Genomic DNA, 24,389 nt, shown 5'->3' with positions numbered 1-24,389 from the left:
TTTACTATGATTAGTCGAATGATGCATTGAAATGAATATTAACTATATTTACTGATGACGGAGCGATTACATGAGCACACTGCCGATAATGCAGGTTATGCCTGAACTTAAAAATATACTTGCCGCATCTCCCTCTGCCGTCCTTATTGCGGAGCCCGGAGCGGGCAAGACCACCGCAGTGCCGCTTGCGCTGCTGGAAGAGCCGTGGATGAAAGGCAAAACCATGCTTATGCTGGAACCGAGACGGCTTGCCGCCAGGGCGGCGGCGGTCTTTATGGCGTCCCGTCTAGGAGAAAAGGCAGGCCAGACTGTGGGCTACCGGATGCGCATGGACAGCAAAACGGGGCCAAACACGCGTATCATCGTCGTTACCGAAGGCGTGCTGACCCGGATGCTTCAGGACGACCCGTCACTTGGCGATACCGGGCTAGTGATCTTCGACGAGTTCCACGAACGAAGCCTTAATGCGGATTTGGGCCTTGCGCTCTCGCTGGAGACGCAGGCCGTTCTGCGCGAGGATTTGAAGCTGCTCGTCATGTCGGCAACGCTGGACGGAGAGAAGGTATCCGAACTGCTTGGCGCAGCTCCGGTTGTCCGGTGTCCGGGCAGGGTCTATCCCGTAGACACGATTTATGCGCCGCCTGCAAAGTCAATCCCGCTGGAAAAGGCTGCGGGGAACGCGGTCCGCCGGGCTCTGGCCGAACAGCCCGGTGATATCCTGCTGTTTCTTCCGGGCGAAAGGGAAATTCGCAGGGTCGAATCCGAGCTGCTGTCCGGTGCGCTCCCCGGGAACGTGGAAGTTCGCCCGCTCTACGGCCAACTGCCGCAGGCCGAGCAGGACAGCGCCGTTGCACCGGCTGTGGAGGGCCGGCGGAAAGTCGTGCTGGCGACGTCGATTGCCGAGACAAGCTTGACGATCGAAGGGGTGCGGACCGTGATCGATTCCGGGCTGCGCCGTACGCAGCGGTTCTCGCCGAGAACCGGCATGCCGCGTCTGGAGACGCTGCCGATCTCCAAGGCGTCGGCGGATCAGCGGCGCGGACGGGCGGGACGGACCGCTCCGGGCGTCTGCTACCGGCTCTGGAGCCCGGAAGAGCACGACCGCCTGCCCGAATCGGACGCGCCGGAGATTCTGGAGGCCGATCTCTCCGGCCTCGCGCTGGAGCTGGCGCTGTGGGGCGTGCGCGACCCCGCGCAGCTTGCCTGGCTGGACGCCCCGCCGCCCGCGCCTTACGCGCAGGCGACGGCGCTGCTGCGCCAGCTTGGCGCGCTAGACGCCGCCGGCGCTATAACCCCGCACGGCCGGCGCCTGGCCGCGCTCGGCACGCACCCGCGCGCCGCGCACATGCTGCTGCGCGCGGCCGGGCTTGGCGCGGCGCCGCTCGCCTGCCGGCTGGCGGCGCTGCTGCAGGAGCGGGACCCGATGCGCGGTCCCGCCACGGGCAGCTGCGACCTCACGCTTCGCGTGGAGGCGCTGCTGCGGTACGAGGCCTCCGCCGGACGCGAAGCGGGCGGAGGCGATCCCGCGGCTCTTCGCGCCGCTGCGCGCGCGAGCCGCGGACTGCTGGCGCAGCTGCGGGCGGCTGCGCCCGAAGCCGCGCTTTCGGCCGATAACGACTCGGCCGATGCCGTGGCGGCGGACCCTTTCCTGTGCGGTCTGCTGCTGTCGTTCGCCTATCCCGACCGGATCGGGCAGCGCCGGGGAGGAGGAGCTTTTGTGCTCTCCGGCGGACGGGGTGCGGCAATGGGGGAGAGCCAGCATCTGGCGCGTGAGCCGTATATTGTCGCCGTTTCCGTTGACGACAAGGGGACGCAGAGCCGGATTATGCTTGCGGCTCCTGTGGAAGAGAGGGATTTGCTGGCGTACCACGAGGATAAGATATCCGAGCATTCCGAAGTATACTGGGACGAGGACAGCAAGAGCGTGAAATCCCGCTGCCGCGTGATGCTCGGCGAGCTTTCGCTTAAGGAGACCGGGCATGAACGGCCTTCGCCAGAGGAAGCCGCAAGGGTTCTGATGCAGGTTATTGCCGGAGAAGCTCTAGGACCGCTTCCATGGGACAAGGGTACAATTCAGCTCAGGGAACGGATGGCGTTCATGCACCGGCTTGACCGGAGCTGGCCGGATGTGTCCGATGCGGGACTCGCTGGCAGCATGGAAGAATGGCTGCTGCCTTATCTGGTTGGCTGCCGCAGTCTGCGCGATTTGCAGCGTCTTTCGCTGCGCGATGCGCTGGAGGGTCTGCTGGACTGGGAGCGGAAACGTGAGCTGGACCGGGAGGCTCCCACGAATATTGCGGTGCCCAGCGGCTCCCGGATCGCGGTGGATTATAGCGACCCGGCGGCTCCGGTGCTGGCGGTAAAGCTTCAGGAAATGTTCGGACTGAAGGAGACTCCATTAATTGGAAAGGGCAGGATGCCCGTTCTGCTTCACCTGCTGTCGCCTGCGCGTCGCCCGGTTCAGGTGACTGCCGATCTCGCCAGCTTTTGGAAGAGCGGATATTTCGAAGTGAAAAAAGACTTGAAGGGCCGGTATCCCAAACATTATTGGCCGGAAGATCCGCTTCAGGCCATCCCGACAAGCCGTACGCGGCCGGTAAAATAGCTGCAAGAGAGCATTCCATATTTCGGGAAATCTTCAATTTTGGCACTGCATTCAGGCTCCTTCACTTTGTGCGCTGCGTTTGGAAAATCACATGAAGGGTAATAACTAACGTAGCAACATGACTAAGGAGGGCTTCAAGTGACAAAGAAAATAGTAGGCATTTTCGATACGGAACGAGAGGCAACCAGAACGATTCAGGAATTGCAGGGCAGAGGCTTCCGCAGTGAAGATATTTCGGTGGTAACGAGGGATCGCGACGATCTGAATACGATTACCGATGAAACGGATACAATGGCTCCGGAAGGAGTTGCTACAGGAGCCGCAACCGGCGGAGTAGTCGGAGGGATAGCCGGCCTGCTGGCCGGAATCGGCGCGTTGGCCATTCCGGGTGTCGGCCCGATTATTGCGGCAGGCCCGATTGCGGCGGCGTTAACCGGCGCCGCAGTGGGAGCGGGGGCAGGCGGGTTGGTCGGCGGACTAGTCGGATTGGGCATCCCCGAAGACGAAGCGAAAGAGTATGAAGGATACGTCGACCAAGGCAAAATCCTGGTTCTGGTGGATGATAACGGACGGGATACCGAAATTCATGATATCTTCCGCGGCAATCGCTCGCTGAACGCCTCGCGCTATGAATCGTCGGTAACTGGTTCGGCAATGAACGATAATACGATGCTTCAGGACAGAGGTCCAACCAATCCGGACATTATTCCGGACGACACAAGAGTAGGCAACACGATGGGCAACAGAGGGTCGATGAACGCCGATGCCGACCCGGATCTCTATAACCGGGACAAGTTCTAAAATAACCACGCTGAAAACAGCCCTAAAAACAAACAAACGAACAAACCGCATTTCCCATCAACAAATATTGGGAAATGCGGTTTTTTGCGTCTGTACGTCATGCGGCAGGCAATTCAACAAACTAATCGTTCCCAACAGCTAAATGGAACAAATTAACATTACATGTTCCGACAAACAAACCAATTATTACCGCCTCCTATAGAATATATTTCATCATATGAAAAATTCAAAATAGTAAACACAAAAAATCCCCCCACACCATTTCCGTAAACTCAACCTAAATCTCTCCCGCATCAATAACTCCGGAAAAAGGAGAGGCAAATCCGCAAAATCATATTGTGAAATTTGAGAAACAGTGATTATATAGAGGTAACGTATCCCGCATTTTGATAAGGGAGGTCTTTCATGGCTTTTATGATTGCTCAAAGGGCGTTTATCAAGCTGTATCTCATTACCATGGTGGAGCAGCATCACGGCTATGGCTATCAAATGCTTGAAGATTTGCGCAGGGATTTTAAAAGTCACGGATACAACCCTCCGCAGAGCGAAATTTACCGCGCTCTCCACGAATTGGTTCAGCAAGGGATTCTGTACCGCACGAAGCAATTAAAGGGAAATGATCCCAGGGTGGATTTTCAGGAAATCGTTCTTTACCATTTCACATCGGACGGAGCCGAGAAGGCCAAGCTCTATAAGAAGCAGGTGAAGACGGATCTAGACCGTTGTTTGGGCATATTAAACAAAGCGGTTGCCGACAACTATTAGGAGAACCGGGATGTTCTGCACCCGAATGCGAGACGGCAAGAATGGACGCCAAAAACCCCCGGCTGCGGATATCATGTGTCCGCAGCCGGGGGGAGAGGAAGGCATCCTACATATCGTCATAATCCGAAACATCACGTTTGGCTGCCATCGCCGGGCTATTAGAGGTTCCATAATCCTCGACGCTATCCCAGGCCTGCGCATCGTCGAACCGGCCGGTGTGCTTTTGCCGTCCTTCTCCCGCTCCGGAAGGCGGCCGGGTCATGGCCTGCTCCTCAACCGGACGGTCGCCGGAAATCTCTTTTCGCGGAGTATGTTCCACGCTGTACGCGGTGAAGGGAATCGCCTCCAGCCGTTCGTAAGGAATTTCTTCGCCGCTGACGACGCATAGGCCGTAGGTGCCGTCCTCCATCCGTTGAAGGGCCTGATCGATTTCCTCTAATTCGTCTTCCAGCGAATCGTTAATCGCCAGGTCGCGGCTCCGTTCGAAGGTTTCGGTTCCCACGTCGGCAGGATGATTGTCCACTGACGACAGTTCGCCGGTTGATATACGCAGCGAATCGCCGAGCAGGCTGTTTTCTTCGTTATTTTGAGCGAAATGCTCTTGCAGCTCCCGTCTGCGATCCAGCAGAAGCTTTTTCAGATGGGCAAGCTGGGTATCCGATAAATGACTCATATAGAAACTCCCTTTCTTAACGTAATAAAACCCTGGGTGTAATTCTTCCTTACCCTAATAAGCGAGGATGCAATCACCCTTCCCCCCGGGGCGTTGGTGTTTTCAGCTTCTCTTCACCCTGATATAATGAGAAAGCCGGAAGAGAGCAGTCCACATTTGGAGGTATGGAAGATGGATGAACATATGAAGCGGAGGCTGGACAAACAGAGAAAATTGTTCAGTCAGCTTGGGATCGCGCTGGACGCGCTTACCATTCATGAGAAAGAATTCGGCATGAAATTACGCGGATACGATCCGGAGGAAGTAGATACTTTTTTGGACAGCGTCATCAAGGATTACGAGCGGTTTTATGCAACCATCGCCGACTTGATGGACAAATGGCAGGAGCAGCAGATTGCCCTGCGTGAAATGAAAGCGGAAAGTACGCAGGCGCCGCCCACCGTTATCCGCGGAATCGATCCGAAAGAGATCGAGGAGACGATATTGAGGCTTGAGTCAGGCGTCCGTCAGCTCAAGGAACGAGTTCAGCGAACTGAGATTATTTAGCCTCCGGGAAATGGGTATGCAAAAATAAACGGCGAATCCGCCGGATGCCGGGACGGAGGTTGTATTTTTTGTGGATAAAAATGTATGGAATTTGAAAGTCCGTGGAAAAATTGCACTCGGCTACATTATGATCCTGTTCGTGCTCGGCCTCTTTCTGATCATCGTTCAGGGCCGGATATCCGAGCTTGAACAGGAAACAGTTATGCTGAGCGGACATGATATGCAGGTGCATGACCTTACTTTTCAAATTGAGAAGAATGTATTGAATATGGAGACGGGCCAGCGCGGCTATGCGCTCACTGGTAATGAATCCTATCTTGCGCCTTACTACGACGGTCTGGAGAAATGGCGGATCAATTATGCAGACCTGAACGAAATGATTGCGGGCAATGCATCCCAGGTCGAGAATCTGAAAAGTATCAAAGTCAATATCGAATCATGGATCGTCAAAGCGGGACAACATGTCGTCGGACTCAAACAGGCTGGCCGCGATGCTGAGGTAACAGCCTACTTCCAAGCGGATACCGGCAAATCAATTGTCGATCAAATCCGCAAAGAGTTGCAGCATTTTCGCGATATTGATAGAGAGACTACGGAAAAAAGGGTAACCAATCTTAAGGATCGCAACCGTCAGCTGATTGTCACCATGTATATTTTGTGGAGCCTGGTTGCGCTGGTCGCCATAGCCGCTTCCATTATGATTTCCGGCGGTATCGTCAAGACGCTGAAGAACGTGATTGACGCCATCAACCATATCGCCGATGGAGACAGCAAGGCAAGACGAATCGAAGTGAACACCAAAGACGAGATCTACGATCTCGCCATTGCGACAAACCGTCTTCTGGAGAATGTGGAAAGAGAGCAGCGGCTCAGCGATCAGGTAGCCCGTATGTCGCTCAAACTTCAGGAAAAAACGGCCCCTGCCGATTTAAGCGATACTTTCCTGAGCAAGCTGTCCACAATGCTGGAAATACAATATGGTTCGGTGTATATTGCTCAAGGCAATTATGGCGATTCTCTGGTGCGTGTTAGCTCCTACGCGGGTGGGGAAGAGGATACGCACCTCGGTAGAGAAAAAGTCATGCTGGGGGAAGGCCTGGTCGGTCAATGCGCACTGGATCAGAATCTCTTGAAGCTTGAAGAACTTCCCGGCGACTATATTAACATCAGCTCGGGTCTTGGAAGAACCCCGCCGAGGCAGGCGGTGATCGCGCCGGCTGTATTTGAGAATAGAACGGTTGCGGTGGTGGAGGTTGCTTCGCTCATGAGATGGACTCCGGAACATTTCACTCTGCTGAAGCAGATGCTCGATCTGTTCGCCGTCTCGGTGAATTCAGTCATGACCCGCATGCAGATCGAACAGCTCTATTCGGAATCCCAGACCATGAACGAGGAGCTGCAGACTCAATCGGAAGAACTCCAAGTTCAGACCCACGAACTGATTAATGTAAACAGCAAGCTGGAAACGCAAAAGGAGTTTGCGGAAAATACGGCATCGGAGCTGGAGAAAATGAACGAGGAGCTTGAAAGAAGTTCCCGCTACAAATCCGAGTTCCTGGCAAATATGTCGCATGAGCTGCGGACTCCGCTTAACAGCATGCTGCTGCTGTCTCAGATTTTGTCCGAAAACCAAGGGGGCAATTTGACGGAGGAGCAGCAAACTTACGCATCGGTCATTCATTCCTCGGGAAGCGATTTGCTGGCGATTATCAACGATATTCTGGACTTATCCAAGGTCGAGGCAGGTAAAATGCAAATCGAAACGAGCGCGGTCAATCTTACGGAATTCCCTTCCCTGTTTGACGGCTACTTCGGCAAGACGGCGGAATCCAAAAAACTTGAGTTCAGCGTCGTCCTGAAGGATAGAGTGCCCGATATCTTCTACACGGATGAGCTTCGGCTGCATCAAATCCTGCGAAATTTGTTGTCCAATGCCTTTAAATTTACTAACAAGGGCGGCGTAACGCTGGAAGTCTCCAAGCTCGACAGCTTCTCGGCTCCCGGATACCATCCCGCTGGACCTATGCTGGCTTTCTCCGTAATCGATAGTGGCATCGGAATTTCTCCTGATAAACGAAATCTTATATTCGAAGCTTTTCAACAGGCGGATGGTTCGACTGCGCGCAAGTTTGGCGGAACGGGACTCGGATTGTCCATCTCTCAGCAGCTGGCGAAGCTGCTCGGAGGATATCTTACGCTCAAGAGCAAGCCGAATGAGGGAAGCATCTTCACACTGTATCTTCCTTGCAGGAATGAACCATGGGAGCCGCAGGGCCAAATATTTGATTCCGAGGCGGCGGCGACGGTTGAAAGCGGGACTTTTGCCAATGGCAGTATCGGGGAAATGCGCTCCGATGATAGCTTTTATTCAACGGATTATGGTTGTTTGACCGGCAAAACCGTGCTCGTCGTCGATGACGACTCCCGTAATATTTTCGCGCTGACCCAAACGCTGCAGAAGTATGATATGAAGGTGCTGACGGCGCAGAACGGATTTGAGTGCCTCCAGATCGTCAGAGAAAATCCCGAAATCGGGATTGTTCTTCTCGATATTATGATGCCGGTCTTGGACGGCTACGACACGTTGTCCATTCTTCGTGAAGAGCTGTTGCTTACCGAGCTTCCGATTATAGCGGTATCCGCGAAGACAATGAAGGAAGACAGAGAGAAGTGCCTCGCAGCCGGTGCGACGGATTTTATCAAAAAGCCTGTGAACCTCAAGGAGCTCCTTCAACTGATGTGCCATCATCTCAGGATAAAGAGTGATTGGCGATCTGAAAACGCGGAGAGCGAGGATAATATTAAAAAGCTGATGTAACATTACCAGTCAGTGCCACAGCCGGATATTCGGCAACCGGAACCCCCGGCCCGCGAACAGTCGCGCTCCTCCTAATGGAAGCAGCTATTGCCGCGGGCTTTTTCAAATGGAACGGTTCCAGGACCGGCTAATGGATACTCGAATATGAGTGGTTGAGGTTAAGTATTAATTCCGGCAGCCAATCAACATCCCAAATTTGATCTCCGATCGCGGCGGCGAGCTCATCCGGATTGGTTCGGTCCGTATGGAAACGGCGAAGCCGGTCTCCAAACGAGTCGGGCATATTTCCCCGCGTGAGAATTGCAACGTCATTTTCGGAATCCTCCAGCAGTCGTTCCACCAGCCTTTTTCCAAAAAAGCGCGTTCCGCCGAGTACCAGTATCTTCCTCAACATCCTCACTCCTTGTCTAAATATGATTTATTCAGTGTATCACATGGTAAAGACTGGACATCACTATTTCTGGTATACTTTGGGTTATGATCATGCTGAGGGAGGAATTTGAGATGGTTGAACCGCGCACTGCTTTAATTCTGATTGACGTACAGGAGGCGATGTTTTCGTATCCGGGGATGAAGCTGCATGATGAAGAAGGCGTGATGGAGCGAATCGTATCGCTGCTTGGCAGGGCACGCCAGAGCAATACGCCGGTAATTTTTATTCAGCATACCGAGGACGAAGAATACACCAAGGGATTGCCTACTTGGCAAATCAGCTCCCGAGTCGCGCCGCTGCCTGGAGAAAAGATCATTGAGAAGCCGACTTGGGATGCCTTTCATCTTACCGGACTTAGAGAAGAGTTGGAGCGCGCAGGAATCACCAATCTGGTCTTCGCAGGTATGCAAAGCGAGTTCTGCGTCGATTCGACATGCCGCCGGGCGTTCAGCCTCGGCTACTCGTCCGTTCTGGCGGAAGATGCCCATAGCACATTTGACAACGGACGGCTTACCGGCGAAGAAATTGTTCGCCATCATAACGGAGTGCTCGGAGGACGATTCGTTACGCTGAAGCCGTCAAGCGAGATTACATTTTGAATGGATAAAAAACGTACGGCTATGCAGCCCAAGAAACGTTCGCGTTTACGTCTTTTTGCGGGTAAACAGTATTTTATATGGAGAAGATATATCGAGTGGGTGGTAGGGAAGGAAAAAATGGCGACTGCTTTCAGCCGGGAAGCCTTGCCCTGCAAGGTGTTCGAGCACGCGACCCCATTGCTGCGGAAACTGCGAAAAGTGGATATGCAGTTGCAGTATAATAAAATTACAAATCTTAGACTGGCTGTTCAGAGACTTGACGGTTTGATTCTTCATCAGGGTGAAACGTTCTCCTACTGGCGGAGAATCGGGAAGCCGACTCGACAAAAAGGTTACATGGAAGGCATGGTGCTTTACTACGGGGGATTTAAATCCGGCGTAGGCGGAGGGCTGTGCCAGCTCTCGAACCTGATCTATTGGATGTCGCTTCATTCGCCGCTTACGGTGACGGAACGACATAGACACAGCTACGATGTCTTCCCGGATGAACAGCGAACTCAGCCGTTTGGCAGTGGGGCCACCTGCTCTTATAATTACCTAGATCTGCAGCTCAGAAACGATACCGATGCGGACTATCAGCTGAGACTGTGGCTTACCGATACGCATCTGCACGGAGAATGGCGCAGCACGGAATCTCCGCTTTATAAGTACGAGGTATATGAATGCGATCATTCCATCTCTTTGGAGCCCTGGGGCGGTTACGTTCGCCGCAATAGCATTCGGCGGAGACTGTTTGCACGGGACGGCAGTGTCGCGTTTGATGAGCCCATTACCGATAACATGGCATTGATGATGTATTCCCCCTTGTTAAAGGAGAACTCCTTATAGTTTATTTTTCATCCTTTGGATAGATCAGGCTTTCATTAGGTTATATTTTTTTATAAAAAGGCTGATTTTTTCCGCCGTCTGCGTTACATTAACAAAAGCAGCTTTTTATTACATCGACGCTTACGGAAAGGAAGACCGCTTCATGAATACCAAAAAATCGCCGATTCCCGTGGCAGTGCTCATGCTGATCGGGATAATCGCCATCTCGTTCTCCGCCATTTTTATTAAATGGTCCTCGGCTCCGGCTTCCGTTCAGGCCATGTACCGCCTGCTGTTCACCTCGCTTCTGATGGCGCCGTTCGTTCGCCCATACAGCGGAGCGCTGTCGGCCCTGCGTCTAAAAGATTGGATGCTGCTGACAGCCTCCGGATTCATGCTGGCGCTGCATTTTTTGCTGTGGATGGGTTCGCTCGAATTCACTTCCGTCGCCAGCTCTACGATGATCATGGCGCTTGAACCCGTTTTTATTATGATTGGGTCTTTTATTCTGTATAGGGAGCGCAGCACGGTTTCTGCGGTAGCCGGTCTTGGAGTGGCGATTGTGGGAGTCGTCTTCATAGGTTGGGGAGATATCGGATTGTCATCGGACAATCTAAAGGGTGATCTGCTATCCATTTTCGGAACCGCAGCGGTAGCCGTCCACCTCATGATCGGCAAAAAACTGGTAGCCCGGATGCCTTCCTACCTGTACAGCCTGGTTGTCTTCATCATCGCCGGAGTCGTGTTTGCTTTGTATAATTTCGGTATGGGTATCGCTTTCTTTGACTATCCACCAAAAGAATGGGGCATCTTCGCACTACTGGCTATCGTACCGACCGTATTTGGGCATATACTGTTTAATTGGCTTCTCCAATATACGTCTGCGACTACTGTTTCCATGAATATTCTCGGAGAACCGGTCGGAGCGAGCATCCTTGCCTATGCGCTGCTTGGCGAGCAACTGACCGGACTGCAATGGGGAGGCGGTCTGCTGGTGCTCGGCGGTCTCGGTTGTTATTTATACATGGGCAGCCGGAAAGCAGCCAGAGTAGAAGAGCGGAAGTTTATCCATCCGCAGGAACTCCAGACACTACCGGAAAGCGCTTCTTGAGCCGGGAAAGTTCCAATCCGATTTGAACATACAACGAATGATGCAAAGGAGCTTTAAATCATGCACGACAGTCCTATGGACGAAAATAAACCCGATTCGGCGGTAACCTCCTCCGTCAGCGAAGAGCTGTGGAATGAGGACACGTACAGCGCTTGGACAAGCCGGTTTGGAACGCCTAAAGAAGCCGCTGCAAAGCTGCGGAATAATCCCGCCGTCAAGCTTCAGCCGCTTCTTGCCCATTTTGGAGAAGTAAGCGGCAAGAAAATCATGAACCTGATGGGATCTAACGGGGTAAAGGGCGTAGCACTTGCCCTGCTTGGCGCGGAGGTATCGGTCGCCGACTTCTCGGAAGGCAATGCGCGTTATGCGAGCGAGCTGGCGGAAGAGGCGGGAGTCCGGCTGGATTATGTCGTCTCCGATGTCTTGAATCTGCCGCAGGACATTCGTCGGGGAGCATACGACATTGTTTTTGCGGAGCAGGGGATCGTTCATTATTTTACCGACCTGAAGCCTTTCATGGATACGGCATATTCGCTGTTGACTCCCGGTGGACAGTTTATTTTGCGGGATTTTCATCCAGTGTCGACCAAGCTCATCTCATCCAAAGGCTCCACAGCGAAAATCCGCAAGCATAAGGTAAGCGGAGATTACTTCGATACTTCACTTGAGGAGAAGCGGGTGTCCTATGCCAAGTATTCACCGGAAGATGGAGAAAGCGGGAACCATATGGGCGTTGTATACTGGCGCAAATGGACCCTCGGCGAGATCGTGACCGCGGCTGCAGACAGCGGATTGCGTATTCGGAAGCTGATCGAAGAGCCGAATCTGTCCTCGGAAGTGTTCGACAAGGGCATCCCGAAGACGTTTGTGCTCATCGCGGAGAAGCCCGGTGTAGAAGGTATCTAAGCAAAAAGGTGTCAGGCTGCACTTGGCCCGGCACCTTTTTTATTGACGGTCTTGTCATTTCTTTTTTACTCATAAATAATGACGGCTTCAATTCTTCGCTTTCAATAACAAAAGCAGTTAATCCCATAACGGTCTTTGTTTCATGCCATTCATCTTTCCCCCAAAAAACGGCGTCACCAGTTTGCACCTTAACATATTCTTCATCTTCACCTCTCACATAACCTTCACCATTCATAATGATAAGAAGCTGAGGCACTATGGCTTGGTGGTAACCAACGACACCATTTTCCTCTAAGTGCATACACCCGATATGAGCCGGCTTATCCGTTTGAAGAATACGCGACATTGTAAAGTCGGAATTGAATTTTGTAATCTTTTGACCGTTATCTTTACTGAATTGATAACACTCCATAATGAACCTCCCGAATACTAAGAAATAGGATGAAATGAGGACCCCAAGCTGTCCGCAAAAGCCTGCTGTATCGCAGTCATGGCGTGGTCCTTTCGCCAGGCCAGATAGAAGCCCCCCCGTTCCGGCATAATCCCCGGAAGATGGCGGTAACCCAAGCTCCCCGATTCCAGCTCCGCCGCAATACCGATTTTGGAAAAAACGGCGACCGCATTGCCTTGAACGACCAGTCTTTTGACCGCCTCGGCACTATGCAGCTCGACCTTATTCCATAAATGCAAGCTGTTCAATTCAGCCCAGCTGTCGGCGAATTCCCGCAGACGGCTTCCCGGGGCATGCTGTATCCATGGCTCCCGGGCAATTTGGTCCGGCGCGATGTCATTCATGTATACAAAAGGGTGCTCGGGAGGGAAGATAAGTACAGCTTCGTCATCGATTATCTTTTTCAAATGTAAAGATTCGTACGCCTGCCCGCCGCCGTACAGAACGGCAAGTCCAAGCTCGCGGCTCCGCAGCCGTTCACGCAAAGCGCGTTCATCAGCTTCCGAAACGGTGATTTCCATTTCCGGATACTGCTGCATCAATTTGGCCAGAACAGCCGGCAGCAGATAAGCGGCCGGGATCGCCGATGCGCCGATGTCCAGTTTGACCTTGGAGCGGGAAACAGTCTGCTTTACGCTTCTTTCGGCCTCGGACGCGAGCGCGACAATACGAACCGCATATTGGTGCAGCGCATGACCGGCCTCGGTCAGCAGCACGCGGCCGCTGCGGCTCAGAAACAGCGGGGTTCCAAGTTCACTCTCCAGCGATTTCATATGAAACGAAACGGTCGGTTGTTTGAGGCCGAGTTCGGAGGCTACGTCGGTGACTTTTTTATATTTTTCAATGAGAACGACGATTTGTAATTTTAAAATGTTCATGGGAAATCCTCCGCTTTGACTGAAGTTCATAGTTGTTCATCTTCGTATATTATAGAATAATTCTATACAGATATACATATTCTATTTCTTTTTTTATCTTTCATTTTACACAAGTCGGGGGTTTAACTAACGTAGGGATTTTACAATAAATCATGTCAGGGCGAACGAGCCTAATTAACGACACCAAATGTAGGAGGAGACTAACAATAATGCGCTCTAGAAAATCCTGGGTTATGGCACTTGCGTTAACAAGTGTACTGGCACTTTCGGCATGCGGAAATAATGGGGGAAATAATACGGCTAACGGCGGTAACGCAGAGGCCAGCAACGCGCCTACACAAACAAACAGCGGCGCAGAACTCAGCGGTTCGATTCTTGCTTCCGGCTCCACGGCCCTTCAACCACTGGTTGAACAGGTTGCCGAGAAATTCATGGAGCAGCACGCAGGCTTGGATATTCAGGTTCAAGGCGGCGGCAGCGGCACTGGCCTCACACAGGTTGCGGAAAAACAAGTAGATATCGGTAACTCCGATGTGTTCGCGGAAGAGAAACTGAAAGACGCGGATGCCGAAAAAGCGAAGGCGCTAGTCGATCATCAGGTTGCGGTAGTCGCGATTGCGGCTGTTACCCATCCGGCTGTGGGTGTTGACGGTTTAACGAAACAGCAGCTGGTTGATATTTTCACCGGCAAAATCACAAATTGGAAAGACGTAGGCGGCGCGGATCAAAAGATCCAGATCATCAACCGTCCGGCAAGCTCCGGCACACGCGCCACTTTCGAGAAATTCGCGCTGGGAACCAAGACGGAAGATCTTCAAGGCTCCATCCAGGAAGATTCCTCGGGTACCGTTAAGAAGATCATCGGCGAAACTCCGGGAGCAATCGGATACCTGGCTCTGTCTTACCTTGATCAAACGGTTCAAACTTTGAAATATGATAGTGTTGACCCATCCGTGGACAACGTAATCAGCGGTAAATATCCGGTTTGGGCATATGAGCATATGTACACGAACGGCGAACCGAACGAAACGGTAAAAGCGTTCCTGGACTACTTCCTGACTGACGAGGTTCAAAACGGCGATGTAACCGAGCTTGGGTACATTCCGGCCTCGAAGATGCAAGTTTCCCGCGATGTTGCCGGCACTGTAACGAACAAATAAACCGGCTTACACACGTACAAGCTTTATATGATTCAGAGGCGGATTTCTTCTGCCTCTCTTTTCACTTTATAGAGAAGGGACCTACACGATAGTGCTAAACAACAAAATCGCGCAGAATCACAAATCGCGAATTGAAAAACATCATATCGAAGACTTTATCGGACGCTCTTATATGTCCTTTTGCGTGCTTCTATTGATCGTCGCCATTATTTCGATGGTGTATTTTGTAATGTCTAAGGGCATTTCGACGTTTGTCGTCGACAAGGTCAGCGTTTCGGACTTCTTTTTTGGAACGAAGTGGTCTCCGGAAGGAAGCAATCCTTCTTTTGGAGCCCTGCCTTTCATTGCGGGCTCCTTTGTTACGACGCTTCTGGCTGCGCTGATTGCCAGTCCGTTAAGCATTTGCGCCGCGCTGTTCATGACCGAAATCGTTCCGGGATGGGGCAAAAAGCTGCTTCAGCCCGTCATCGAGCTTCTGTCGGGTATTCCTTCCGTCGTATACGGCTTTGTCGGACTCAGCGTGATTGTGCCGTTCTTGCGGAACGTATTCCCTGGACAAGGAATCGGCGTTGCCGCCGGCTCGATTGTGCTGTCGGTCATGATTCTGCCGACGATCACCAGCGTAACGGTCGATGCGCTGTCCGCACTTCCGCAGAATTTGAAGGAATCCTCCTTTGCTCTTGGCGCCACCCGCTGGCAGACCATCGCCCGGGTTATTATCCCGACTACGCTGCCTGCCATTCTGACCGGTGTCGTACTGGGCATGGCCCGCGCTTTCGGCGAAGCGCTCGCGGTCCAAATGGTTATCGGGAACGCGCCGTTCATTCCGAAATCGCTGTTTGAATCGGCATCGACGCTCACCAGCGTCATCACGCTCGGAATGGGTAATACAACGATGGGATCGCCGCAAAATAATTCGCTTTGGAGTATGGCGCTTGTTCTCATGCTGATGACCTTCTTATTTGTATTCATTGTCCGCCTGCTGGAAAAAAGGAGGGCAATCTAATGAAAGCAAGAACTGTTGACAAGATCGCCACCGGGATCATTGTAACACTGGCTCTGCTCATCGTCGCCGTACTGGCCGGTCTGCTCGGATATATTTTATTTCGGGGCATGAGCCACATCAGCTGGGACTTTCTGACCTCGGCTCCGCAAAAAATTCGTGCGGGCGGCGGCGTCGGTCCGCAGCTGTTCAACTCGTTGTTCCTGCTTGTCCTGACGCTGCTGATTACCGTTCCGCTTGGACTCGGAGCCGGCATCTATATGGCGGAGTATGCGCGTCCGGGAAGAATTACCGGATTTATCCGACTTATTGTTGAGGTCCTGTCATCCTTCCCATCGATCGTCGTTGGCTTGTTCGGCCTGCTGCTCATCGTCAACATTTTCGGCCTCGGATTCTCCCTGGTTTCAGGAGCGCTGGCACTGACCGTATTCAATCTTCCGCTGATGGTGCGGATCACCGAGCAGGCGTTCCGCAGCGTTCCCGCGCAGCAGAAGGAAGCGGGTTTCGCGCTCGGGCTCTCCAAATGGAAAATCGTCACCACCGTTCTGTTCCCGGTGGCGCTGCCCGCGATCATCACGGGAACGATTCTGTCCGCCGGCCGGGTATTCGGCGAAGCCGCCGCCCTGATGTTCACGGCGGGGATGAGCAGCCCGCGGCTGAACTTTAGCAACTGGAATCCGCTTAGTCCGTCTTCGCCGCTGAATCCGTTCCGCCCGGCCGAAACGCTGGCTGTGCATATTTGGAAGATCAACAGCGAAGGGCTTGCGCCCGATGCGGTACAGATTGCCGCCGGAGCGTCAGCCGTCCTGGTCATTACGGTTCTGATCTTTAATCTGGCCGCCCGCTACGTAGGCAGATTGATCTACCGGAAGCTAACCGCATCGCGAAGAATGAATTAGAGTGGAGGAGAAGAACATGGAAGCGACACTTACGGCACCGCATGTTTTACAGGAAGCAATGGTGGAGAAAAATTTCCGGACCGAAAATTTGAGTATATTCTACGGCACTTATGAAGCTGTGAAAGGCATTAGCCTGCCTTTCCCCGAGAAGACGGTTACGGCGCTGATCGGACCTTCAGGCTGCGGCAAATCGACCTTTCTGCGGTCGCTGAACCGTATGAACGATGAAATATCCGGGTCGACGACCAAAGGAAGCATTTGGATCGACGGTGTGGACATCAATGCCTCGGGCACGGATGTCATCAAGCTGCGCCAGAAAATCGGCATGGTATGGCAGAAACCCAATCCCTTTTATAAATCGATTTATGACAATATCGCTTTCGGACCGAGATACCACGGGGTGAAGGGAAAGAAAGCGCTGGATGAGATTGTGGAGAGCAGTCTGCGCCGCGCCGCCTTGTGGGACGAGGTTAAGGACCGTTTGAAGGATTCTGCCCTGGCGCTCTCCGGCGGCCAGCAGCAGCGTCTCTGTATCGCCCGGGCGCTGTCGGTAAATCCGCAGATCCTTCTGCTGGACGAACCCGCTTCGGCTCTTGACCCGGTTTCCACCGGCAAGATTGAGGAACTCATCAAGGAACTGAAAGAGGAGCTGCGCATCGTTATCGTTACCCACAATATGCAGCAGGCGGCGCGGATCTCCGATTATACGGCTTATTTTTATCTCGGCCAACTGATTGAATACGGGTTGACAGAGAAGGTATTTACAAATCCGGAGAATTCGATGACCCAGGAATACATCATGGGCCGTTTCGGCTGAGTTTCAAAATTACAAATTCATTCTCCTGAATGTTCAGGTCACTCACCGGGATCAATCCGCTTCTTGACAAGAAGAGGGGATTCCGGTTTTTTGCATACAACGAACATTTTACGTTAAGGTGATAAATAACGATTGCAAAACTAATATGATTAGTTTATATTATAACTAATAACATTAGTTTGGAGGGAAGACCATGAGAATAACGCGTGAAAGCTGGCTGCTTCAGCTCACTTGGATGCCGCGTCTGTTTCCGGTAAACTGTTATATTGTGGAGGAAGAGAAAGACCTGACCCTGATTGATGCAGGGATGCCTTTCAGTCTGAACGGCATTCTCCGCACTGCCGAATCGCTCGGAAAGCCGCTGGCCCGGATCGTGCTGACCCATGCGCATGATGATCATGTCGGCGCGCTCGATGCATTGAAGAAAGAGCTTCCGCAAGCGGAGCTGTATATATCGGAGAGAGACTCGGCGCTGCTGCGCGGCGACAGTTCGCTGCGTTCCGGGGAGCCGGCGACGCCTGTCCGTGGTGGAGTTCCCAAGAGCATAACCAGCGTTCCCGATCGTTTGCTCCGCGATGGCGACGAGATCGGTTCACTGACTGCCATCTTCACACCGGGACATACGCCAGGATCAATGTCCTTTCTCGACCGGAGGAGCGGAGCGGTTATCGCGGGCGATGCGATTCAGACCTTCCGCGGTACAGCGGTATCGGGCACAGTCGTCCCACTGTTTCCATTTCCGGCAATGGCCACCTGGAACAAGGAAGCCGCTCTGGAGAGTGCTGTTAAAATACAACAGCTGAACCCATCGCTTCTTGCGGTAGGGCACGGGAATTTGCTGAAACAGCCCGGCGAACGCCTGCGCAGCGCCATTGCGAAAGCAGAAGCCGGTCTGAAACCGCAAGGTCTCACTTCATAAAAGTAACGGAAGATTCGTCAAGTCGCCTAGAGCAGGACTAGGCCGAGGCAAAATTGTAACGGCAGCCGCGCAAATTGCCGACGAGTATGGAATGGAAGGAGTGACGCTGGCGGCACTTGTCGCCAAGCTGGGCATGCGTTCCCCTTCGTTGTATAATCACATTAACGGACAGTCCGGACTTACAGGTGACGTGAGCGACAGCCTGTCTGCTACGCATAGCGCTTTTCTGGCGGGCGTTGACTAGTTCAGGGAATAAGGTAAGCCGAATTAGGAGGAGAGAGTTAGCATGGTACAGGAAGCAACACCGGCGGCGTCTTTTACTTTTGAAGATGCCGCTGAACTTGTCGCACATATCGGGATATTGCCGCTCGCACCGCTAATTCCGGAGCATCCTTCGCTTAAGTCACTCACGAAAGAAGAGGATTGGCATACGGATACAGAACTTGATCCATGGCAGTGGCGGGTAAGGTTCCCTGGAGAAGGCCAAGCGGCTTACGGCAAGTTTCTGAAGAAAAAGGCCGTGCTGGTCGCAAGGGAATGGTTCCCTTATTTTGCTGCCGTATCGGGAAATGCCCGTACGTTTAAGGACCGCTACAACAGCGGCTTAGCCAGTAGGGAAGCGTTCAGTATCCTGGAGATCGTAGAGAGAAATGAGGGAATTGAGACGCGTCAGCTTCGGGCAGAAGCTGAAATGAAAGCCAAAGAGAAGAAGACCGCTTTTGACAACGCCTTGAACGAGCTGCAGGGAAGCGTCGATATCGTCATTTCCGGGGTTCGTCCACGGCTTAACGCAGATGGAGCAAAAAACGGCTGGAACAGCACATCGTTTGAAACGGCCGCCCACTGGATGCGCGAGACCGGAATCGAACCGTTCGCAGGAACTAGGGAGGAAGCCGCTCTTTGGCTGAAGGCCCGGATGGAACCGGTGTGGTCGAAGGCCGCAATGACATGGATCCACAAATTATGGGCATAGTTTCTATGACCTCCAAACAAAAACGGCTGTTTCCGTGCCTCGAAATGAAGGAACGGGATTAGCCGTAAGCGCTTTCTATTGGATTGGTAAAGGAGAATCCGTCAGTCGAACATCGGGAGAATAAAAGCAACCAGAAAATACAGGAAACCCATGAAGAGCATGACGTAAGCGGTGTATTTGACGGCGTTGGCAGCATCGATGCGATTGTCGTACAACGGCTCCCCATCATGGTCTTCCTCTTCAATCCGTTCGGCCTCATTCGAATACGGATCTTTCATCATCTTTATCGCCTCCTTGGATGTTAACTTCCACATCTCTATTGTGACATTTTTGTGAATTAAAATCAACAGTATTGTGTCTATAAATTGAACAAATTTTGAAATTAGGCTGTTTAGCACAGTTAATGAACAGAAGGTAGCAGAGAGGAAGGGGCAAATTCTTTCAGCTTATGCCAAATTGGTCCAAGATCGAAGCCCATATTGATGGCATGACCAGCTGATGAAGAACCCTTATTTTCTGATCGTGCAGGCGCGCAAAAAGCCCGGTTCCTCCATTAAAGGGAGATACCGGGCTTTTTCAAAATCTTTAGCTGGTTGAATCCTGTTCTTACACCCATCCGCCATTGCGGAAAATAGGTTCAGCCGTGCCGTCATCCGTAATGCCGTCAATGTCCATCTCCGGGGAGCCCATCATGAAATCGACGTGAATAAGACTCTGGTTCATTCCGCGCTCGGTCAGCTCTTCCTCCGTAAGCGATGTGCCGCCTTCGAGGGTGAAAGCATATGAAGCTCCCAGCGCCAAATGACAGGAAGCATTCTCGTCAAACAATGTGGTGTAGTAGAGAATGCCGCTTTCCGAAATTGGGGAACGGTGGGGGACAAGCGCTACTTCGCCGAGTGAAGCAGCTCCTTCATCCATTGAGAACAGAACGGCCAGCTTGTCCTGCCCTACCTCAGCGGTATAGTCCGTTACCTTGCCGTCCGTAAAGGTCAGGGTAAAGCGGTCAATGACGCTTCCCGCGTAGCTGAGCGGCTTGCTGCTGCTGACTTTGCCGGTCGTCCCGTCGCGGTGGGGAACCGTAAACACTTCCTCGGTAGGAATATTGGCCAGAAAAGGAACGCCCTTGCCGTTCACTGCTCCGGCCTGGCACCAGATGTGGCCCTCCGGCAGTTCGACGGTCAGGTCGGTGCCCGGCGCTTTGTAATGCAGCTTGCGGTACTTGCGCTCATTCAGCTTGTCGCAGCGGCGCTTCAGTTCGTCAAGATGCAGCTGCCAAGCTTCAAGCGGGTCTTCCACATCCGCGCGGACGGCCCGGAAAATTGCGTCCCACAGCAGATTGATCCGCTCCTCCTCCGGCGCATCCGGGAATACTTTGGCCGCCCAGGAGGCCGAAGGGTAAGCAACGCCGCTCCAGCTCGCGTGGTTGCCCATCAGCAGCTGGCGGTAGCCTGCCATCGCCTCGGCCGAGACTCGTTGATTCATGGTGATCCGCTTCGGATCGACGCCCTTCAGCAGATCCGGATCGGTCGAGATAATTGTCAGGAAGCATGCGTTATTCCGCGCATATTCCTCCATCTCATCCCCGAACCGCTTTGGAGGCTCCGAGAACGATTCCTCCGGGGCCAGGTCGTAGCGCGTCCGCGTTACGACTTCGTCCGAATAATTTACCTTGACCAACTTGGCTCCCGCTTCGTAAGCTTTGCGGACGACCAGGCGAACCAGTTCGGCCGATGCGATATCCGCATTGACGACCAGCGTCTGCCCAGGCTGTATATTGACGCCGACCTTTACGGCAAGCAGCGCATAATTCTCCAGCTTTTGATTGAAATCCAAATCCCGACCCTCCTTGAATTAAAAAGCCCAGTTTCCGTTCAAAAACACCGGTTCTTCCGTTCCATCGTTTGTAACGCCGTATATATTCATCTCTGCCGAGCCGATCATGAAATCGACATGCGTAACGCTTGTGTTGAGACCGCGCTCTTCAAGCTCTTCCTTCGTCATGCTTTTGCCGCCTTCCAGACAGAATGCGTACGCGGTTCCGATCGCGAGATGGTTCGAGGCATTTTCATCAAACAGCGTGTTATAGTACAAAATGTTGGAATCCGAAATCGGGGAATAATGGGGGACGAGGGCTACTTCGCCCAAATACTTGGCGCCTTCGTCCAGGCTGATCAAATGCTCCAGCGTTTCCTGTCCCTGCTCGGCCGAAACCCCGACAATTCTTCCATTCTCAAAGGTAATTGAGAAGCCGTCGATGATGTTACCGCCATGACTGAGCGGTTTCGTGCTGCGGACAGTCCCGTTAACGCCCGTTTTCAGCGGAGCCGTGAACACCTCTTCAGTCGGCATATTGGCCACAAAAGTATGCCCTTGTGCGTTGATGCTGTCGCCCTGCGCCCACAAGTGGCCTTCCGGAAGCTCGATGGTAAGATCCGTTCCTGGAGCGGCATAACGCAGCTTCTTATATTTCTTGGCGTTCAGCACGGCCGCTTTCGCCTCCAGTGTATCCAGATGCTCTTGCCAGGCGGCTACCGGATCTTCACGGTCCAGACGTACGGTATGGAAAATCGCTTCCCACAGTCTGTCTATCCGCTCCTCGGCAGGAACATCAGGGAATACTTTGTCGGCCCAAGCCTGCGAAGGAATGGCGACGATGCTCCAGCTGATTTTGTCGGACATGATGAACTCGCGGTATTTGGACAGGGCGGCTCCACGGGTCTTATGATAGTCGGCGATCCGCGCCTGGTCGATTCCTTTCAGCGCATCCGGGTCTTCGGCGATGACCGACAGCACGGCCGCGCCGTTCTCGGCAAACTCGGTAATCTCACCGGCATACCAGGTCGGAGCTTTGGTGAAGACTTCCGGGGCGGCATGCTCGAACAGCAGGCGCGTGATGCGTTCGTCGCTCCAGTTGACTTTTACCTGGCTGGCGCCGGCTTCATACGCCTTGGCCGCGATCATACGGACGAATTCCGCCGCGATGATGGGCGCATTCACGACCAGCGCCTGACCCGGCTGCACATTAACGCCTATTTTTACGGCCAGGTCGGCGTATTTGGAAAGTTTTGCTTCAAAATCGGTCATAGAAATTTCCTCCATTTGTTCAAATATAAGAAATCCGATAAGCTTCGCACTTAGTCTTGGCTGTGAAGTTTCCACAAGAAACGGGGCGTCTTGGAAGCGGGGCGAAGCCGTTTCTTAGGTTGCCAAATTAAGCTTTTGAGTATTGTACTAAATTATTAACCGCCGGATGAAAAAAGTCAATTAGGTCGGAGGAGCGGGATTTGAGCGGGCAATAATGATATACTGAAATGGATTTCCACTTCGCTCCAAGAGCGATTGGACATCTGACGATATGAAAGGAAGGAAGCTTCATGAGCGTAAGCGTTACGGAAGCGGCCATGCGCCGCAATGAGGAAGGAAATTATGTGGGAAGAACCGTATTTACCCTGGAGGGCCATGCGGCCCGATACGAAATTACGTTCTTCAGCAAAAAGGGCAAGGAATGGGATTACAGCCTGAGCTTTGCGGGCGAGCCCGGTAGCGAAGAGCAATTCCTGGAACTGGACGCCATGCTGGAGGAAGACGACGAACTGTTCGACCGGCTGCTGGACGCGGCTCTGGATGCGGAAGATTCAGTAGACACCAAAGAATAATACAATGATGCGTAACAGTTAGCCGGTCCGCGCATATACTCGTGGAGGCGGATAAAAAGAAAGAACGGCGGATCTCCGCCGTCCGTATGTCTAACCGATCATCATATGGCCTTCGGGATGGCGGTACAGCTCCTTGCCTTTGGTCGGTCTAAGGGCGTAAGCCAGCGTCAGGGGTCCGGTCCGTCCTATGAACATGAGCAGGATGACGAGAATTTTTCCGGCAGCGCTCAGCTCTGTGGTCAGTCCCATCGTAAGCCCCGAGGTGCCGAAAGCGGACACAGCCTCAAACATCACCGTAAGAAAGTCGGCTTGCTCGGTAATCGACAACAACATCGTGGCGGTTATAACAAGCAGCAGGGAGAGCAGTGTCATAGTTATAGCCCGGTAGACGCTCTCTTTGGACAAACGATGGCGAAACAGCACCACATCCTCTCTGCCGCGAATGCGCGAGTATACGGCGGCGATGAGCAGGGCGAATGTCGTCACCTTGATCCCCCCGCCGGTGGAGCCCGGGGCGGCGCCGATGAACATCAGCAGAATAATTAGAAACTGAGTCGATTCCCGGAGCTTGTAGATATCAAGTGTCGTAATGCCGCCAGATCGCGGAGTCAGGGCCTGTAAAAAAGAAGCCAACGCCTTTCCGCCGGGATGAAGCGGCTTCAGCGTATGATATAGCTCCAGCCAGAAAAATAGTGCAGCTCCGGCAGCGATCAGTATAAGGGAAGTGGACAGAACCACCTTGGAATGCAGGGTAAGCCGTCTTCGCTTGCGGAAATCGACCACGTCGGACAATACGATAAAGCCGATCCCGCCTAGAAAAATAAGCAGCATGGCCGTGATGTTCACCACAGGATCTTCAACATACCGTGTCAGACCGCTGAACGGCCCGTGCACATCGCCAAACAGATCGAAGCCGGCATTGTTAAAAATGGAAATGCTGTGGAATATGCCGTAGTATGCCGCTTTCCCTGCCGGCATGTCCTTGAGGAACCGGAGCGCCAGCGCCGCCGCCCCGGAAAGCTGGATCACCAGCGAATAAATCAGAACCCGGCGAATAAGGCGAACAATTCCCTGCATGGAATTCTGATTCATCGACTCCTGAAGCAGCAGTCTCTCTTTGAGAGATATCCGCCTGCTCAGTACGAGCGTAATCAGCGTTGCCATCGTTACAAAGCCGAGGCCGCCGAACTGGAACAGCACGAGCAGCACAATCTGGCCGAAGGTCGTAAGTCCGGTCCCGACATCGATAACGGCCAGCCCGGTCACGCAAGTGGCGGAGGTGGCCATAAACAGCGCATCGATCCAGGAGATATCGCCCTGCGCGGATGAAACGGGAAGAGAGAGAAGCACGGTGCCTGCGGCAATAAGAAGAATAAAGCCGAGGGATAAAATTTTGGGCGGAGTCAGACGCAGCCCGCCATAGGATAAATTGGCCATGGGTCCATTCTCCTGACATCAGTGTGTTCGTTCCGGCATTGTGACAAATTATATCACAATTTTATGCTTTTCCCTAAGCAAACGGCAGGAAATGCACTTGTAATATCGAATGGTTCTATTGGAATATCCAAT

The 24,389-nt window shown here is 52.8% G+C and carries 24 protein-coding genes and 1 pseudogene; 17 read left to right on the top strand and 8 right to left on the bottom strand.

Annotation, left to right across the window (positions count from 1 at the left end):
- Positions 1–70: 70 nt before the first annotated feature.
- The 3 genes from hrpB (at position 71) to EH198_RS04305 (ending at position 4,171) form a co-directional block, all read left to right on the top strand.
- Positions 71–2,605 (top strand): ATP-dependent helicase HrpB, encoded by a 2,535-nt coding sequence (gene hrpB / locus EH198_RS04315; RefSeq protein ID WP_124694276.1) that lies wholly within the window; start codon positions 71–73, stop codon positions 2,603–2,605.
- Between the two features lie 138 nt (positions 2,606–2,743).
- Positions 2,744–3,406, top strand: a complete 663-nt coding sequence (locus EH198_RS04310; protein WP_124694275.1) for a general stress protein — start codon at positions 2,744–2,746, stop codon at positions 3,404–3,406.
- Positions 3,407–3,811: 405 nt separating this feature from the next.
- Positions 3,812–4,171: a replication termination protein gene (locus EH198_RS04305; protein WP_124694274.1), complete on the top strand. Its 360-nt coding sequence runs from the start codon at positions 3,812–3,814 to the stop codon at positions 4,169–4,171.
- A gap of 106 nt (positions 4,172–4,277) precedes the next feature.
- Here EH198_RS04305 and EH198_RS04300 read toward each other — a convergent pair whose 3' ends face one another.
- Positions 4,278–4,844 carry a TraR/DksA C4-type zinc finger protein gene (locus tag EH198_RS04300; RefSeq protein WP_124694273.1) on the bottom strand — a complete coding sequence of 189 codons (567 nt, stop codon included), beginning with the start codon at positions 4,842–4,844 and terminating at the stop codon, positions 4,278–4,280.
- A 171-nt stretch (positions 4,845–5,015) separates the two neighbouring features.
- Here EH198_RS04300 and EH198_RS04295 point away from each other — a divergent pair, with 171 nt between their 5' ends.
- Together EH198_RS04295 and EH198_RS04290 are read left to right on the top strand one after the other, a co-directional pair.
- Entirely contained in the window at positions 5,016–5,390 is a 375-nt protein-coding gene (locus EH198_RS04295; RefSeq protein ID WP_124694272.1) for a DivIVA domain-containing protein, read from the top strand.
- A 70-nt stretch (positions 5,391–5,460) separates the two neighbouring features.
- Positions 5,461–8,208 (top strand): CHASE3 domain-containing protein, encoded by a 2,748-nt coding sequence (locus EH198_RS04290; RefSeq protein ID WP_124694271.1) that lies wholly within the window; start codon positions 5,461–5,463, stop codon positions 8,206–8,208.
- Between the two features lie 127 nt (positions 8,209–8,335).
- On the opposite strand, the gene EH198_RS04285 is transcribed toward EH198_RS04290, so the two are convergent.
- Positions 8,336–8,599 (bottom strand): NAD-dependent epimerase/dehydratase family protein, encoded by a 264-nt coding sequence (locus EH198_RS04285; protein WP_124694270.1) that lies wholly within the window; start codon positions 8,597–8,599, stop codon positions 8,336–8,338.
- Between the two features lie 113 nt (positions 8,600–8,712).
- Between EH198_RS04285 and EH198_RS04280 the strand changes: the two genes are divergently transcribed.
- From EH198_RS04280 to EH198_RS04265, 4 genes are all read left to right on the top strand, one after another.
- A complete protein-coding gene (locus tag EH198_RS04280; RefSeq protein ID WP_124694269.1) occupies positions 8,713–9,240 on the top strand; it encodes a cysteine hydrolase family protein in 528 nt (175 codons plus the stop codon).
- Entirely contained in the window at positions 9,241–10,068 is an 828-nt protein-coding gene (locus EH198_RS04275; RefSeq protein ID WP_246014088.1) for a VanW family protein, read from the top strand. It begins immediately after the preceding gene.
- Positions 10,069–10,210: 142 nt separating this feature from the next.
- Positions 10,211–11,158, top strand: coding sequence for a DMT family transporter (locus EH198_RS04270; RefSeq protein WP_124694268.1), 948 nt, complete (start codon positions 10,211–10,213; stop codon positions 11,156–11,158).
- 60 nt (positions 11,159–11,218) lie between these two features.
- Complete coding sequence (locus EH198_RS04265; RefSeq protein ID WP_246014087.1) at positions 11,219–12,064, top strand: class I SAM-dependent methyltransferase; 846 nt, start codon at positions 11,219–11,221, stop codon at positions 12,062–12,064.
- A 64-nt stretch (positions 12,065–12,128) separates the two neighbouring features.
- Here the strand turns inward: EH198_RS04265 and EH198_RS04260 are convergent.
- Positions 12,129–12,476 (bottom strand): annotated as a pseudogene (locus EH198_RS04260) (cupin); the annotation flags it as partial.
- A gap of 17 nt (positions 12,477–12,493) precedes the next feature.
- Entirely contained in the window at positions 12,494–13,393 is a 900-nt protein-coding gene (locus tag EH198_RS04255; protein ID WP_185702741.1) for a LysR family transcriptional regulator, read from the bottom strand.
- Positions 13,394–13,602: 209 nt separating this feature from the next.
- Here EH198_RS04255 and EH198_RS04250 point away from each other — a divergent pair, with 209 nt between their 5' ends.
- From EH198_RS04250 to EH198_RS04220, 7 genes are all read left to right on the top strand, one after another.
- Complete coding sequence (locus EH198_RS04250) at positions 13,603–14,553, top strand: phosphate ABC transporter substrate-binding protein PstS family protein (protein WP_124694266.1); 951 nt, start codon at positions 13,603–13,605, stop codon at positions 14,551–14,553.
- A 91-nt stretch (positions 14,554–14,644) separates the two neighbouring features.
- The gene (pstC, locus tag EH198_RS04245; protein WP_246014086.1) at positions 14,645–15,559 is read left to right on the top strand and encodes a phosphate ABC transporter permease subunit PstC; all 915 of its coding nucleotides are present in this window, start codon (positions 14,645–14,647) and stop codon (positions 15,557–15,559) included.
- Complete coding sequence (gene pstA / locus EH198_RS04240) at positions 15,559–16,455, top strand: phosphate ABC transporter permease PstA (RefSeq protein WP_124694265.1); 897 nt, start codon at positions 15,559–15,561, stop codon at positions 16,453–16,455. Before pstC ends, pstA begins: the two co-directional genes overlap by 1 nt.
- A 16-nt stretch (positions 16,456–16,471) precedes the next feature.
- Positions 16,472–17,272 carry a phosphate ABC transporter ATP-binding protein PstB gene (gene pstB / locus EH198_RS04235; protein WP_124694264.1) on the top strand — a complete coding sequence of 267 codons (801 nt, stop codon included), beginning with the start codon at positions 16,472–16,474 and terminating at the stop codon, positions 17,270–17,272.
- Between the two features lie 193 nt (positions 17,273–17,465).
- Positions 17,466–18,191 carry an MBL fold metallo-hydrolase gene (locus EH198_RS04230; RefSeq protein ID WP_124694263.1) on the top strand — a complete coding sequence of 242 codons (726 nt, stop codon included), beginning with the start codon at positions 17,466–17,468 and terminating at the stop codon, positions 18,189–18,191.
- A 52-nt stretch (positions 18,192–18,243) separates the two neighbouring features.
- Positions 18,244–18,435: a TetR family transcriptional regulator gene (locus EH198_RS04225; RefSeq protein ID WP_124694262.1), complete on the top strand. Its 192-nt coding sequence runs from the start codon at positions 18,244–18,246 to the stop codon at positions 18,433–18,435.
- A 42-nt stretch (positions 18,436–18,477) separates the two neighbouring features.
- Positions 18,478–19,164 (top strand): AlkZ-related protein, encoded by a 687-nt coding sequence (locus tag EH198_RS04220; RefSeq protein WP_124694261.1) that lies wholly within the window; start codon positions 18,478–18,480, stop codon positions 19,162–19,164.
- A gap of 101 nt (positions 19,165–19,265) precedes the next feature.
- On the opposite strand, the gene EH198_RS04215 is transcribed toward EH198_RS04220, so the two are convergent.
- The 3 genes from EH198_RS04215 to EH198_RS04205 all read right to left on the bottom strand — a co-directional run bounded on the left by EH198_RS04215 (position 19,266) and on the right by EH198_RS04205 (position 22,248).
- Positions 19,266–19,445 carry a hypothetical protein gene (locus EH198_RS04215; RefSeq protein ID WP_124694260.1) on the bottom strand — a complete coding sequence of 60 codons (180 nt, stop codon included), beginning with the start codon at positions 19,443–19,445 and terminating at the stop codon, positions 19,266–19,268.
- Positions 19,446–19,770: 325 nt separating this feature from the next.
- On the bottom strand, positions 19,771–20,997 hold the full coding sequence (locus EH198_RS04210; RefSeq protein WP_124694259.1) for an aminopeptidase: 1,227 nt from the start codon (positions 20,995–20,997) through the stop codon (positions 19,771–19,773).
- A gap of 18 nt (positions 20,998–21,015) precedes the next feature.
- Positions 21,016–22,248 (bottom strand): aminopeptidase, encoded by a 1,233-nt coding sequence (locus EH198_RS04205; protein WP_124694258.1) that lies wholly within the window; start codon positions 22,246–22,248, stop codon positions 21,016–21,018.
- A gap of 290 nt (positions 22,249–22,538) precedes the next feature.
- Here EH198_RS04205 and EH198_RS04200 point away from each other — a divergent pair, with 290 nt between their 5' ends.
- Positions 22,539–22,820 carry a hypothetical protein gene (locus EH198_RS04200; RefSeq protein ID WP_124694257.1) on the top strand — a complete coding sequence of 94 codons (282 nt, stop codon included), beginning with the start codon at positions 22,539–22,541 and terminating at the stop codon, positions 22,818–22,820.
- 90 nt (positions 22,821–22,910) lie between these two features.
- Here the strand turns inward: EH198_RS04200 and EH198_RS04195 are convergent, their stop codons facing one another.
- Positions 22,911–24,257, bottom strand: coding sequence for a TrkH family potassium uptake protein (locus tag EH198_RS04195; protein WP_124694256.1), 1,347 nt, complete (start codon positions 24,255–24,257; stop codon positions 22,911–22,913).
- Between the last annotated feature and the right edge of the window lie 132 nt (positions 24,258–24,389).

Source organism: Paenibacillus rhizophilus (genome assembly GCF_003854965.1).
Lineage (GTDB): Bacteria > Bacillota > Bacilli > Paenibacillales > Paenibacillaceae > Paenibacillus_AQ > Paenibacillus_AQ rhizophilus.
Note: the sequence above shows the minus strand (reverse complement) of the source record. Positions and strands in the feature narration are given on the sequence as shown.

What these genes read in the sequence shown, in the direction of transcription:
- hrpB (WP_124694276.1), top strand. Translation starts at nt 71, where the DNA reads ATGAGCACACTGCCGATAATGCAGGTTATGCCTGAACTTAAAAATATA.
- EH198_RS04305 (WP_124694274.1), top strand. Translation starts at nt 3,812, where the DNA reads ATGGCTTTTATGATTGCTCAAAGGGCGTTTATCAAGCTGTATCTCATT.
- EH198_RS04300 (WP_124694273.1), bottom strand. Translation starts at nt 4,844, where the DNA reads ATGAGTCATTTATCGGATACCCAGCTTGCCCATCTGAAAAAGCTTCTG.
- EH198_RS04295 (WP_124694272.1), top strand. Translation starts at nt 5,016, where the DNA reads ATGGATGAACATATGAAGCGGAGGCTGGACAAACAGAGAAAATTGTTC.
- EH198_RS04280 (WP_124694269.1), top strand. Translation starts at nt 8,713, where the DNA reads ATGGTTGAACCGCGCACTGCTTTAATTCTGATTGACGTACAGGAGGCG.
- EH198_RS04275 (WP_246014088.1), top strand. Translation starts at nt 9,241, where the DNA reads ATGGATAAAAAACGTACGGCTATGCAGCCCAAGAAACGTTCGCGTTTA.
- EH198_RS04270 (WP_124694268.1), top strand. Translation starts at nt 10,211, where the DNA reads ATGAATACCAAAAAATCGCCGATTCCCGTGGCAGTGCTCATGCTGATC.
- EH198_RS04265 (WP_246014087.1), top strand. Translation starts at nt 11,219, where the DNA reads ATGCACGACAGTCCTATGGACGAAAATAAACCCGATTCGGCGGTAACC.
- EH198_RS04255 (WP_185702741.1), bottom strand. Translation starts at nt 13,393, where the DNA reads ATGAACATTTTAAAATTACAAATCGTCGTTCTCATTGAAAAATATAAA.
- EH198_RS04250 (WP_124694266.1), top strand. Translation starts at nt 13,603, where the DNA reads ATGCGCTCTAGAAAATCCTGGGTTATGGCACTTGCGTTAACAAGTGTA.
- pstA (WP_124694265.1), top strand. Translation starts at nt 15,559, where the DNA reads ATGAAAGCAAGAACTGTTGACAAGATCGCCACCGGGATCATTGTAACA.
- pstB (WP_124694264.1), top strand. Translation starts at nt 16,472, where the DNA reads ATGGAAGCGACACTTACGGCACCGCATGTTTTACAGGAAGCAATGGTG.
- EH198_RS04230 (WP_124694263.1), top strand. Translation starts at nt 17,466, where the DNA reads ATGAGAATAACGCGTGAAAGCTGGCTGCTTCAGCTCACTTGGATGCCG.
- EH198_RS04220 (WP_124694261.1), top strand. Translation starts at nt 18,478, where the DNA reads ATGGTACAGGAAGCAACACCGGCGGCGTCTTTTACTTTTGAAGATGCC.
- EH198_RS04215 (WP_124694260.1), bottom strand. Translation starts at nt 19,445, where the DNA reads ATGATGAAAGATCCGTATTCGAATGAGGCCGAACGGATTGAAGAGGAA.
- EH198_RS04205 (WP_124694258.1), bottom strand. Translation starts at nt 22,248, where the DNA reads ATGACCGATTTTGAAGCAAAACTTTCCAAATACGCCGACCTGGCCGTA.
- EH198_RS04200 (WP_124694257.1), top strand. Translation starts at nt 22,539, where the DNA reads ATGAGCGTAAGCGTTACGGAAGCGGCCATGCGCCGCAATGAGGAAGGA.
- EH198_RS04195 (WP_124694256.1), bottom strand. Translation starts at nt 24,257, where the DNA reads ATGGCCAATTTATCCTATGGCGGGCTGCGTCTGACTCCGCCCAAAATT.